Below are 12,991 nucleotides of genomic sequence, written 5' to 3'. Positions count from 1 at the left end.
ATATTCACTACGTCGTTATTAAGAAATGCGCAAGATTATGCAAATGCTGGCAAAGGACTGAAAGCGCAGATTGGGTGAAAGAATCATAATCTATCTCATGATTTTCTGAATGAGATATTCAATGAATGCTTTATTGTACAGCGCCGTAGTTCTGATTTGGGGTACTACCTGGATTGCCATTACTATGCAACAGGGCAGCGTGCCTGTGACCCAATCGATTTTTTATCGCTTTGTCATCGCGACTCTGACCATGCTGATTATCCTATTGGTTAGCCGACGATTGAGACGTATCGCCTTACGGGATCACCTATTTTGTGTCATTCAGGGAATATGCGTTTTCGGCTTTAATTTTTATTGTTTTTATCAAGCGGCGGCTTATATTAGCAGCGGACTGGAGTCGGTTATTTTCTCTATGGCGGTGCTGTTCAACGCAGTTAATGGACTCATATTTTTCCGGCAACGTTTAAATCCTAACTTTATTCCAGCCAGTATATTAGGGCTGACAGGAATTGTAGCGCTTTTCTGGCACGATCTGATGGCGACGCAATTGCAGCCTGAATTACTCAAAGGAATTGGCCTGAGTCTGCTGGGTACCTACGGCTTCTCTTTAGGAAATATGATTAGCAGTCGTCATCAGCGACGCGGTTTGGACGTCCTGTCGACCAATACCTATGCGATGAGCTACGGGGCAATATTGATGGGGGTTCTGGCTTGGGCGCAGCACGGTAGTTTTACTCTGGAACTCTCCACTCGCTATCTAGGTGCCTTGTTTTATCTGGCTATTTTTGGATCCGCTATCGCTTTCGCACTTTACTTCAGCCTAGTTGGGCGTATTGGAGCCAACGCTGCCGCTTACAGTACTCTGTTATTTCCACTTGTAGCGCTCACTCTTTCCACCTTCTATGAAGGTTATCAATGGCATACCAATGCCGTATTTGGTCTGCTCCTGATTTTACTGGGAAATCTGGTGATGTTCTCCCGCCCCGGCTTTTGGCTGAGTCACTTACGCCTCAAGCGGTCTTGAAAAGGTAGGTTTCAGGGCTGATTACCTGAGTAAAAAGCCCCGTAACTCACGATTCTTCACGGATGCGAATACCGGCCGCATTTTCTCTGGCCGGTTCATCATCAATAAGAGCTACCTTCTTTCTTCATTTCACCTTCAGGCATTGGTTTTTTCATACCATCTTTCTTCATCATTTCTTGCTTATGCATATCGTCTTTTTTCATCATTTCCTTCTTATGCATATCATCCTTTTTCATCATTTCCTTCTTATGCATATCATCCTTTTTCATCATTTCCTTCTTATGCATATCGTCCTTTTTCATCATTTCCTGCTTCTGCATATCGTCCTTTTTCATCATCTCCTGCTTATGCATATCATCCTTTTTCATACTCATTTCTTTACTTGCCGTGTTGCTCATAGTGTCCTCGGCATGAGCAACTCCCATTCCCAGCGCAATACAGCTACAGAGCATTAGAATAATAGGCTTTTTCATCGCATATTCCTTTTTTGGTTTAGGTAGAGTATTAGAGGCTGGGGTGAGAGCAGACTAGCTACCACCAAACCAGTTATAGCCCTGATCTTCCCAAAAGCCTCCGGGGTAAGTATTAGTAACGAAAATGGACTGAATATATTTTGGGTTTTTGTAGCCTAATTTGGTGGGCATACGTAGCTTCATCGGAAACCCATATTCGGCAGGCAGGATTTTTCCATCATAAGTTAATGTCAGTTGAGTTTGCGGGTGTAATGCCGTAGGCATATCTATGCTGGTGTAATAATCATCTGCACACTTAAAACCAACGTATTTAGCCTTTAAATCAGCCCCGATCAGACGCAAAAAATGGGCAAAAGGAATGCCGCCCCATTTACCAATAGCACTCCAACCTTCAACGCAAATATGTCGGGTAACCTGTGTGACTTGCGCCATTGCATATAACTCAGGTAATGACCAAGAGTGTTTATTATCAACTAGACCACTTATTTCTAGCCTGTAACTTTCTCCATTGACCTGACGGATTTGATCCTGAGAGTAATAGGCGTTAAAAGGAAACGGGCGAGTAATCATAGATTCCGGATAGACCGGAGCCAGATTTTTAGGATTAAACAGCCAGCCTTGTACCCGATCGTTGAAACGAGAAATACGCATTAACTGTGAATCGATCAGCGCGTCGCTATTAAAATCACAGCCGGTCAGTAGCATCGCGCCGCCCAAGGTCAACCCTTGATTGAGAAAACGCCTACGGCTGGCTGAATCCACCCCTTTGGCCAGAATTCGTGTGACTTCTTTTACCACTTCATCGCTATCCACTGCGGGGTTAACTCTGATTTTTTGTTTCATATTTACCGCCCTTAGCGCCCACGAATCATGGCTAATAATGTTCGGGGAACCAATATCACCATGATAAGGTGAATCAGCGTGAAGAAAACGATGTAGGCCATAGCAAAGAAGTGAATATAACGGGCGGTAGGATAGCCACCGAGTAATTCCCGCAATAACGGAAACTGAACGGACTTCCATAATACTAAACCAGATAGAACCAGAATAATTAAAGCCAGCACGGTCACCAGATAAAGGAATCGCTGCACCATATTATAGTGACGCAAATCAGCATGACTGAGTTTACCGGTTAACGCTGCTCGCATATCTTGCCAAAGTGCAGGCAGGCTTAACGGCCAGAATTTACCTTTAAATCTTCCGGTTATCGTATTCATAAATAAATAAAACAAACCGTTAAGGAAAATAAGCCACATTGCCGCAAAATGCCATTGCAATGCACCAGCTAACCATCCTCCCAGCGTCATCCAATCCGGATAAGAGAAATTAAACAACGGAGAAGCGTTATAAATCCGCCAGCCGCTAGTGACCATGATAATAATAGCCAACGCATTAACCCAATGGGTTAGCCGCAGCCACCAAGGGTGAATAGTGGTATTTTTGCTCGTCGTTGCCGCTGTTACGTTGCCCATCAGCTTACAAGACCAGTTTGATTAGAATAAATTAACTATAGACCAGTCCCTTTCATTACCACTTCTGTGGATAAACCGTTTTATCAGTAGAAATGCATTATTTAGGCGAATTCAATCTATAGCATTTTTACAACAATACGCTAACGATAATTCACCCAACCTAAAAGTAATCATGTAAAACGGGGATTTAATTACAGGGAAATGGAGAAGCATTATGATTTTTAAATATAATTTGATGAGATAGAGATAATAGAGAACGGCAGAAGTGTACTGGTAAAGTAAAAAGCCCCACGCAGATCGGGTGGGGCGAGAAATAGGAATAATTATTACTTTTGCTTTGGTGCGCCAAACAAACCGTACAGGCAAAAACCAAAAATAAGCACAATTAAACCTAAGGTTATATAATCGGCCGCTGAGTGCATCTCGCCTCTCCTCTAACAATCGACATATTAACTGACTACGTTAAGCCCGATGGAGAACCCTACCTATCGGGATGTCAGAATAATACACCATAATAGACGCTGATTATGTTGATACAGGTTAAAAAATCAGTTTTATCCACCAAGAAGATATCTAATGCCATTGATCTAGCTTACATCATTTTTAATAAACCTACGGTTAAACCACGGAGATGAAACCGAGGGCAAGAATATGACGAATAAGTTGCGCGCTTTCAAAGCGCCTCAGTGAAGGTATTTCTGTATAGGAAAATACGGACGTAAAAAAGGGAAGCCGCGCTTCCCTATTGTACAGGCTGTCCGTTCAGTTAGCGTTTTTCCGGCTCAAACCAGGCTGCCAGTTGCAAAATGTCGTTCTCTTGCAAAGTACCGGCGTTATAACGTAGCTCTAGCCATGATTGCAACCAACCGTATTTGGCTTCGGCCAGATCCCGTTTGGAATTGAATAACTGCTGCTCCGCCAGCAGCACGTCTAAATTAATTCGTTCCCCCCCCAGCACACTGCGACGCGTTGCTATCAAAACTTTCTGCGCCGAATCCACCGTCATTTGCCAGGCTCGGATTTTCGCTGCTCCGCTATTGCTCAAATTGAACTGACGCTTTAACTCCGCCAATACCTGTCGGGTTTCCTGATCTAATTCAGCCTGAGATTGTTGGTATTGCGCGGTTGCCTGCCGGGTAGCGCTAGATACGCTGCCACCTGCATAAATAGGCACATTTAACTGCAGCCCGACGCTTTGCGTATCATATTTCTGATTGTAGTTATATTCCGATTCAGAGCGGGAATTTCGGGATGAGGCAACCAATTGCAACGTCGGTAAATGTCCACTCCGGCTACTTTCTATTTCATAGTGTTTGGCATCCAGATTATTCCGCTGCCCGGCCAAGCGTGCATTATGCCGCATGGCTAAATCTCGCCATTGGGCCAATGTCCGCCCATCGCTGATATTTTGCGGCAAAGTTTCCAGCGTAAGTGGCCGCAACTCCGCCAGATTCACCGAACGACCAATCATATTTTCCAACTCGGTTAACTGACTATCCAGCGCATCCTGCTGCTCGATCAGCTGCACCTGAGTCAGAGTCAAACGCGCGGCGGTTTCATCAATATCGGTTTGAGTGCCTTCCCCGGCAACCAGCAACCGCCGATTCAGCTGAATTTGCTCCTGATATGCGCGTAGCTGCGCCTCCAACAGAGATTTCTTTTCCTGCGCTAATAGCGCACTGCTATAAGCGCGATACAAACGCACAATCAATTCCTGACTTTTATCGCGAAAACGTTGATCGGCAAAGAGTTTACGCGCGATCCCCTGTCGATAGCGTGCATAGGCACCGTAATCAATCAGCGGCTGACGTAAAGATAACATTGAGACATAGCTATCATAATCGCGCTTCACTTTGCTGCTGCTTCGGTTATCCGTCTGGCTTACCGTGGAATAGTTATTGTTAGCGCCATAACTGTATTGCACCGTGGGTAATAGCCCTGACAGTCCCAACGCCTCTTCTTCCTGACCGGCGTCTCTTTCATAACCCGCGGCCTGATATTGCGGATCGTGGCGCACCGCCAGTTCCCACGCGTCCAGCAGCCCCAATGCGTTTCCCCTCCCCGGTAATACTAATAAGGTGAGGAAAATGATTCGTAACGTTAATGGCATCCTGCGCTCCCTACTCTTCCGTTAATGCCATATGCAGGCGATCCATCAGCGGTTTAAACAAATAGTTAATCAACGAACGTTCACCGGTGCGAACAAAACCTTGAACCGGCATTCCGGGCTTGATCTGTAAACCATCCAGTTTTTGCCGCCCCGCGTCACTGACCTCCACCCGCAGACTGTAATAAGGTTCCTGAGTGCGTTCATCCAATACTCTGTCGGCAGATAATAGCTTCACCGAACCTTCTACTTTTGGTGTAGTGCTCTGATTAAATGCGGTAAATTGCAGCTCCACCGGCAGCCCTGGGTGAATTTTATCCACCATCTCCACCGGTACTCGCGCATCGACAAATAGCGGTTGGTTATCTGGCACGATCTCCATTAGCGATTGACCGGCAGCAATAACGCCACCTTCGGTGAAGACTTTCATCTCCACTACGGTGCCGGCCACCGGCGAACGCATCTGGACATTCGCTAAATCAAAATCAGCCTTTTCCAACTGGCTGGCCACTTCCGTTAATGTAGATTGCACCTCCGCTAACTGAGTATTTACTTCTTTTTGATACTCTTGCTGGCGCTGCTTAATTCTCAAACCCTGTTCCTGTATTTCACGCTCTCCACGGGCGATTTCGCCGCCGATCTGCGCAATTTCTCCATTAAGTTGTGAATAAAGCTGTTTGGTTTCCAGCATTTTATTTCGCGGCACATAGTTTTCATCCGCCAGAGATTTCAAACCGTCCAACTGCTGGGATAATGCCTGCCTCTGGCTGTTTTTATTACTCCTCACCTGCTTCTGTGCACCCATCGCAGCCTGTAATCCGGCAATATTGGCGTTCAGCGCATCCGTTTCCATTTGCAACGCCTGCTGCCGACTGTTCAGCAATTGCTGCTGCAAAGCCAGAATTTCCACCATACCTTTTTGCTGACTGTTCTGCTGTAAACGTGGCGTCATAACTAACTGTGACTCGCCTTTTTGCTCGGCTAAAAGACGCGCTTCATTGGCTAATAACTGATGATATTGAGACATCAGCCCATCGCTGGCAGAACGCGCCCGCACAGCATTTAGCGTGATTAAGACCTCTCCTGCCTCAACCCGATCGCCATCGTGAACCATAATACGATCGACGATACCGCCTTCAGGATGCTGAATGGCCTTACGATTGCCGGAAACGACCACGGTGCCCGTCACCGGAACGCCTTTATCCAATGGTGCTAAAAGCGCCCATAGCATAAAGCCGCCAAATCCGGCCAATACCAGCCCCCATCCCCAGTACAACGCCCGATTCTCGCTGTGTTGTACTTCCTGTAAAAATGCCTGTTCCGTTTTTTTATTGTCTTCGGACATATGCCTGATTTCTCTTTTATTGTCACTCAACCCGGAATTCCCGCCGTTTGCGGCTCGCGTTTCAATGCAGGTTGATTTGCCGCGTTCAGCTGCTGCAATTCCGCCATCACTTCCCCTGCGGGACCGAACCGCTGCTGCTGCCCTTGATTCAGAATCAACAGCTTATGAGCCCGCGCCGTTAACGCCGGTCGGTGAGTGATCAAAATCAGCGTACAACCGCGCTTTTGTAGCGCATCCAGCGCCATTAGCAGAGCGCGATCCCCTTCCATATCCAAGCTGGCATTGGGTTCGTCCAGCACCAGCAGACAAGGATCGCCGTAAACCGCACGAGCCAGCGCAATACGCTGACGCTGCCCACCCGACAGACCCGCGCCACCTTCCCCAAGTACCGTGTCATAGCCCTGCGGCAGAGAAAGTATCAGTTCGTGAACGCCAGCCAGCTTAGCGGCAGCAACCACTTTTTCTGCATCTGGCTCGCCGAATCGGGCGATGTTCTCCGCCAAAGTGCCACTGAACAGTTGAATGTCTTGGGGAAGATAGCCGATATAAGCGCCAGAAATTTCTTTATCCAACTGATTCATATCTGCCGAATCCAGTCTGACCGTGCCTTGCGTCGGCGACTGTACCGCCACCAACAGGCGAGCTAACGTAGATTTTCCTGAGCCAGAAGCACCAAGAATTCCCAGTGTTTCTCCAGCCTGTAAAGAGAAATGGATATTATGCAAACGCGGCGCTTGATTATGATCCGGGCGGAAGCTGATATGCTCGACGCTTAAATTACCGGTCGGTGCGGGCAGCGCCATTGCGTCTTCACGATGCGGGTGATTATCGAGCAACGAATGCAGCCTGTGCCATGCCTGACGAGCAGCAACCCATTGTTTCCATACGCCAATCAGTTGATCAATTGGACTCAGCACTCGCCCCACCAAAATGGAACCGGCGATCATCATTCCGGCAGTTATATCGCCTTTCACCGCCAACAGAGCACCCAGCCCCAACATCAGCGATTGCAAGATGATGCGGGAACTTTTCGACAAAGCATTGACGCCAGCTGAACGTTCACTGGCAAGATTCTGCTGGCGAATAAATCCATAGTGCTGGGACAACCAACGATTGCGCATATTTCCCAACATTCCCATAGCTTCAATCACTTCCGCATTGCGTAAATGGGTATTAGCCTGGTGAGTTGCTTGCATCGAAAGTTTATTCGCTTCTGCCAGAGGGCGGCGAGTTACGCGTTGGTTGAGCCAAGTGAGGAAAATCAGAAAGACAGCGCCGCCTAAAGCCAACATGCCGAGCCACGGATGCAGCAAAAATACGACCGCCAGAAACAGAGGGAACCAAGGTGCATCAAAAAAAGCAAACAGGGCATTACCGGTAACAAACTGGCGTAATTGAGTAAGATCCGTCAGTGCCTGCCCAGCTTTAGAATCTCCATCCCGCAAATTACGTTCAAAAGCGGCGTTAAATACCTGTTTATTCAACCGCAAATCTAATCGGGTACCGAGCCGAATTACCACCAAACTCCGTATCCACTCTAGCGCGCCCATAAAAAAACATAAGCCAACCATCAGGATAGTTAACATCAACAATGTCATTTCATTGCCGGAGGCCAGAACCCGGTCATAAACCTGCAACATATACAGAGAGGGCGCCAACATCAGTATATTAATAATAGCGCTGAAAATACCGACGCCGTAAAAACTCCGGCGACATGCGCCCAGCGCCTCTCGTAGCCGGTCATAATTGCGAATTGGATGAGAAACCATATCCTTCCCTTAATGGCTTTCTGGCGGGCGATAATTATTTTCTGACTTCACTCTTAGGTCAAAGTGAAGCCATCAGATTATCCGTAACGAAAATTAATCCTGTATGCGGCGTAATATCATTACACCCGCATCATCCGGTAGAGTCATTTCATAACCATCTTGGGTTCGCTCAAAAAATGCCACGGCCCCACCGGTTTTATCCGTCAGGGTGATACCGTCCGGCGTTGGTCGCCAACCCTGTGGCGCACTGCCCAGCAATTGCTCTAAGCAGGCAACGTCACCGCTGGCATGCCAGGTGAGATTGGGTTTTATTGCTGTGGACTGCAATTCAATACTGCAGGCTTTTTCTGCTGATTTATTTAACTGTACTTGCCATTGACCGCTTAAATCGCTGGCTTTAGGTAATACCTGGCTGCTTGCCATAATCTCTCCAGAACTGATTGAGGTTAATAACACCAAAGTGGCACCCAAAAATGTTTGATAAGGTTGAAGTAATAACCGCTTCACCATAACTGCTCCTGTATTAATAGCACCTAGGAATATCAGTACACTGCACCATTCCCGATGTTAATCGACTTAGAAAGTAAAATCCGTATCCAAGTCAAGCTTACCAATAACGGATGCTGCAAAATAATCCGCCATAACGCCATTATTAACATTCGCTATGTGGAAATGGGTTATATCGCTAGCTGAACCCTACTCCAGCATGGCATCATCCGTCGTTGATAAACAATTAAACTCGTCCGCAATATTTAACCGAGCCCCATTGGGCAATGTCATACCTGAAAAATCTAACTCACTGACGACAGTAAATAATTTATTTTATAATCATATAGATAAAAAGTCGTAGTGTTTGTGTCTTTGTCGACATAAAGACCTTTGTGCTGCTTAGAAGAATTAACTATTTCCCACTATATAATCCACTTGTGTGATTATTGACATTCCGACTATCTATACAATCGGGACTGCATTTATTAAAGGTACAAATTTCGTGGACAACTCCGCAAGACACTTCACTCATTTCATTCTTTATGTTTTTCATAATTAAATCCCCTACAATTGAGAAAAAATCATGTTAACTCGCGCGCTATAACCCGATAAATTAATGAGTAAACATAAAATAGCCTTTCTATTTTTTATCGCCGACGTCTAATTTAGTCAATCAGACGCCGACTATATTCTATTATCAACTATCAAACGAGAAAATCAGCCGCCTTCATCGGTTGGCCAATAATTTTCAACGTGAAATCAGCCGAAAGCCCGCCGCCGGAATGATTCAACGCAAACTCGTTCATTCCCGTTGTTTCATCAAAATTCAGTATCGCTTCTCCTGCTTTACCGCTGAACTCATTCACCAACCGTGCGCTATTTTCAGCAATATTCAAACCTCTCAGGTCAATTTTTTCTATGCCGCTGACAAAATCATAAATAGTATCCGGGTTCTCTGGCGTTGAATCCTGGATATTGCCATAAAAGAAGGTATCGCGACCTGCCCCACCGAACAGATGATCTCCCCCACCAGCACCATAAATAACATCATTACCGGCGTTGCCTTTTAAGAGGTTACTGACATGATTACCAATCAAAATATCATTCCCTGAACCACCAATCGCGTTTTCGATTACCGCGCCAGCCGCAATTGACACATTTTTTTCCAAACCGCCGACATCGGAAAATGACTGTTCATTCAGGTTAATACGCTGATTGTTAGCATAAGCAGAGAAGTCAAACGTATCATTACCATCCGCGTCCCAAACTGCGAACACCTTCTTATCACTGTTATGGTTCAAGCTCAGAGAGTCTCGATTCGTATTTGAGTTAAAGCCATAGACAGTATCTTCAGTTCGCGTATTCATATTCGCGCCATAAAGGCGCTGAACTGCCGCGATATCGTCTATTTGAGGGCCAACTGGATAGAAACCTTTAAAATCTGCGCCAGTATTCCACTCACTCCAGTAGCTCATTGTGCTGTATTGCTTACTGTCTTCCGCATAAGCTGTATTACGATAACTTGGCGTACCTTTGAGAGAATCATAGCGCCCCGGGTGGCTTAACCCAAGCGCATGACCTATTTCATGGCTTAAGGTCTGATGACCTGATTGATACAGATCCGGGCGTTGATTCCCCTGATGATTACTATTAATCCATACTCCTACCTGACTCGATGGTGCCCAAGGGAAATATGCATATCCGGTTGTGAAGCTAGGGTTAGAGCTTTGTCCGGAGTAAATTTCATAATTACCAAAACGAATATTCGCGTCACCAACCGTGCTGGCTTCATTAAACGTCACATTGGCTACATCAGCCCAACTTTGCATTGCCTGTTTTGCCGCGGTTATCTGCGCTGAGTTAAATTTCGTCAACCCAGAGTCACCCGCAGGGGTTTTAGCGCCATACCTAGGGTTCAAAAATAAATAATTTACCTCTGCCGATTGATCAATTTGTTTCATGCCATTCCAACTGTGACCTGTTCGCGTAATGGCATCGACAGCTTCTTCCGAAGTAAAGGACACTTTATTATACTTTAACGATGTGCCTATTCGATCAGTTGCCCCCGCCATTACACCCTGCGCAGAGAAACTTTCCAACTGATTTTCATTGTGTTGTCCCTGTCCTGTTAATTTATTTTTACTTTGCTTCATCACGTATGTTCCGGATAGTTTGGTTAGATAAAACCAATGCTTTTTTGTCATTACCATCAATTCAAAAGCATTACCGTTCGCAGATACTTCGCACTGCTCGGCAGCAAGCACCTTTAACACAAACTGTTTTAGCGATCTGGATATCCATTAATGAATAATTAAAATCACTATGCCTCTGCCGTGAAACCACCCTACGTGATAAATCTTTTAATCATAAAGCTCAGTAAGGAAAATGTTTTCTTTATAACAAATAAAAATATTCCAAAAAATCATTAGTAAATAACTTGTAGATTTATCTTATTCTCATAAAACAACACAGATAAACTCAGCCATTAATTTTTTATTCATAGCCAACGCCTAATTTTATCAATCAGACATTGGCTATATTTCACTTTTTCTATCAGACGATAAAGTCAGTCGCCTGCATTGGCTGACCCACAATTTTTACCAGGAAATCTGGAATGGCTTCCGCACCACCAATATTCACGGCCAAATCGCTGATATTAGTGTCAGGATCGTAAGTTAATAATGCTTCACCCGCATAACCGGAGAAGTGATCGACAAAATGAATGCCACCTGTTTCTGCATGGAATACCGACAGATCGATTTTATCGATGCCGCCTTCAAAATCCATAATCCAGTCAGGGTTGGCCGGAGTCGAATTCGTGGCGCGACCGTAAACAAAGATATCGCTGCCGCTGCCGCCCCACAGTTTATCTGCCCCTTCGCCGCCAAACAGAACGTCATTACCCGCTCCGCCGCGCAACTCATTATTTGCTTCATTACCAATGATGACGTCATTACCGGAACCGCCAATCGCATTTTCGATAGTGACACCCGCCGCAATGGAAACGTTAGCTTTTAGACCGCCTACGTCAGAGAATGAAGTCGCTTCCAGATTAATGCGTTGATCAACGCTATAGCCTGAGAAATCAAAGGTATCGTTGCCGCCCGCATCCCAAACGGAGAACACTTTCTGATCGCTGCTATCAGCCAAAGTGAAGGAATCACGATCAGTATTGGAGTTAAAACCGTAAGTATTATCTTCAGTACGAGTGCTCATATTGGCCCCGTACAAACGTTGAATTGCTGCAATATCGTCCACCAATGGCGTTAATCCGTAGTGCCCTTGATGATCCGCTCCAGATTGGGTTTCATCCCAATAACTCATAATACTGAACTGACGAGTATCTTCGCCGTAAACCGCATCAGCCTTAAAGGTGTTGCCTCGACCCGCGTTATAATCCGCTGGATGGCTCAGCCCCAGAGCATGGCCTAATTCATGTGCCAATGTTAAGCGACCATATTCCATCGTGCCTGGCTCGCGAATATTATCCACGTTGTAATTATACCAGGTACCCGCGTTTGCAATTTTACCATCACTGTAATAACTGGTGCTGGTATATGCCTGGCCGCCCGCTTCCTGGCCAGTAGAGGTTAACGAATAGTTACCCAATGTAATATTGGCTTTTTCCGTTGGGCCGACTTCAGTGAAATGAACATTAGCAACATCAGACCAAGATTGGAGTGCAAGTTTAGTTTGAATTACCTGTTCCGGATTAAATTTAATAAATCCGTGAATTCCAGTAGGAATTTGGGAGTTGTGGTCTAAAAATGAATATTTTAGATCGGCATCCTGCCCTAGATTCATTTTACCATTCCAACTTAATCCACCGCGATTTAACTGCAATACGGCTTTATCCAAATCATAACTTGCTTTACCACTAGCAGTGGTAACGCCATCGCCACGAACGGAATCTAATAATAAATTGATTACATCACCATAACCTTCCATATGATTATTTGAGGTAAGTTGAGCGTCAGATATCTTCTTGATTGTTTTCAACGTTAAGTTCCTTGTAATTAAATACATTCACCACCACGGCGACTATCTACATTCATTAACGGATAAGATTTATCCGTGTAAAAAATGCAAATCCATGTCATCTCCTTTGTCGTGGCATTACATAAAAACATACTTCAGATACACAATGATTTTCCGACTAATTAATACATAAAGATAATTTATCGAATCATCAAGATGCGTTTTGATTATATGTTCTACATTATTAAAAACAAGGAATAATAATCAGTGTGAATTTAAAAAAGATAAATCCTAATTACAAACATTAAATTTACGCGTTATTTTCCCAGAAAAA

Annotated in this window: 10 protein-coding genes; 1 reads left to right on the top strand and 9 read right to left on the bottom strand. The window is 45.1% G+C overall.

The features are described 5' to 3' along the window. Positions 1 to 121: 121 nt before the first annotated feature. Complete coding sequence (locus AD970_RS07135; RefSeq protein ID WP_049597612.1) at positions 122 to 1,024, top strand: DMT family transporter; 903 nt, start codon at positions 122 to 124, stop codon at positions 1,022 to 1,024. Positions 1,025 to 1,125: 101 nt separating this feature from the next. Here the strand turns inward: AD970_RS07135 and AD970_RS07130 are convergent, their stop codons facing one another. The 9 genes from AD970_RS07130 to AD970_RS07090 all read right to left on the bottom strand — a co-directional run bounded on the left by AD970_RS07130 (position 1,126) and on the right by AD970_RS07090 (position 12,678). Next, positions 1,126 to 1,497: a hypothetical protein gene (locus AD970_RS07130; RefSeq protein WP_072080608.1), complete on the bottom strand. Its 372-nt coding sequence runs from the start codon at positions 1,495 to 1,497 to the stop codon at positions 1,126 to 1,128. A 54-nt stretch (positions 1,498 to 1,551) separates the two neighbouring features. After that, positions 1,552 to 2,340 (bottom strand): molybdopterin-dependent oxidoreductase, encoded by a 789-nt coding sequence (locus AD970_RS07125; RefSeq protein WP_049597611.1) that lies wholly within the window; start codon positions 2,338 to 2,340, stop codon positions 1,552 to 1,554. An 11-nt stretch (positions 2,341 to 2,351) separates the two neighbouring features. Continuing rightward, positions 2,352 to 2,969 carry a cytochrome b/b6 domain-containing protein gene (locus AD970_RS07120; RefSeq protein ID WP_049597610.1) on the bottom strand — a complete coding sequence of 206 codons (618 nt, stop codon included), beginning with the start codon at positions 2,967 to 2,969 and terminating at the stop codon, positions 2,352 to 2,354. A gap of 766 nt (positions 2,970 to 3,735) precedes the next feature. Further along, positions 3,736 to 5,079, bottom strand: a complete 1,344-nt coding sequence (locus AD970_RS07115) for a TolC family outer membrane protein (RefSeq protein WP_049597609.1) — start codon at positions 5,077 to 5,079, stop codon at positions 3,736 to 3,738. 10 nt (positions 5,080 to 5,089) lie between these two features. After that, entirely contained in the window at positions 5,090 to 6,421 is a 1,332-nt protein-coding gene (locus AD970_RS07110; protein ID WP_049597608.1) for an HlyD family type I secretion periplasmic adaptor subunit, read from the bottom strand. A gap of 26 nt (positions 6,422 to 6,447) precedes the next feature. Continuing rightward, positions 6,448 to 8,190, bottom strand: coding sequence for a type I secretion system permease/ATPase (locus AD970_RS07105; protein ID WP_049597607.1), 1,743 nt, complete (start codon positions 8,188 to 8,190; stop codon positions 6,448 to 6,450). A gap of 93 nt (positions 8,191 to 8,283) precedes the next feature. Further along, the gene (locus AD970_RS07100; protein WP_235786915.1) at positions 8,284 to 8,700 is read right to left on the bottom strand and encodes a protease inhibitor Inh/omp19 family protein; all 417 of its coding nucleotides are present in this window, start codon (positions 8,698 to 8,700) and stop codon (positions 8,284 to 8,286) included. Between the two features lie 683 nt (positions 8,701 to 9,383). After that, the gene (locus AD970_RS07095) at positions 9,384 to 10,952 is read right to left on the bottom strand and encodes a serralysin family metalloprotease (protein ID WP_053215265.1); all 1,569 of its coding nucleotides are present in this window, start codon (positions 10,950 to 10,952) and stop codon (positions 9,384 to 9,386) included. A gap of 280 nt (positions 10,953 to 11,232) precedes the next feature. Then, positions 11,233 to 12,678, bottom strand: a complete 1,446-nt coding sequence (locus AD970_RS07090) for a serralysin family metalloprotease (RefSeq protein ID WP_049597606.1) — start codon at positions 12,676 to 12,678, stop codon at positions 11,233 to 11,235. Positions 12,679 to 12,991: the final 313 nt, after the last annotated feature.

It is taken from the genome of Yersinia nurmii (assembly GCF_001112925.1).
In the GTDB taxonomy this organism is placed as follows: domain Bacteria; phylum Pseudomonadota; class Gammaproteobacteria; order Enterobacterales; family Enterobacteriaceae; genus Yersinia; species Yersinia nurmii.
Note: the sequence above shows the minus strand (reverse complement) of the source record. Positions and strands in the feature narration are given on the sequence as shown.

Bases quoted from the DNA above. Each gene is read 5' to 3' on its own strand.
- AD970_RS07135 (WP_049597612.1), top strand. From the start codon at position 122: ATGAATGCTTTATTGTACAGCGCCGTAGTTCTGATTTGGGGTACTACC.
- AD970_RS07130 (WP_072080608.1), bottom strand. From the start codon at position 1,497: ATGAAAAAGCCTATTATTCTAATGCTCTGTAGCTGTATTGCGCTGGGA.
- AD970_RS07125 (WP_049597611.1), bottom strand. From the start codon at position 2,340: ATGAAACAAAAAATCAGAGTTAACCCCGCAGTGGATAGCGATGAAGTG.
- AD970_RS07120 (WP_049597610.1), bottom strand. From the start codon at position 2,969: ATGGGCAACGTAACAGCGGCAACGACGAGCAAAAATACCACTATTCAC.
- AD970_RS07115 (WP_049597609.1), bottom strand. From the start codon at position 5,079: ATGCCATTAACGTTACGAATCATTTTCCTCACCTTATTAGTATTACCG.
- AD970_RS07110 (WP_049597608.1), bottom strand. From the start codon at position 6,421: ATGTCCGAAGACAATAAAAAAACGGAACAGGCATTTTTACAGGAAGTA.
- AD970_RS07105 (WP_049597607.1), bottom strand. From the start codon at position 8,190: ATGGTTTCTCATCCAATTCGCAATTATGACCGGCTACGAGAGGCGCTG.
- AD970_RS07100 (WP_235786915.1), bottom strand. From the start codon at position 8,700: ATGGTGAAGCGGTTATTACTTCAACCTTATCAAACATTTTTGGGTGCC.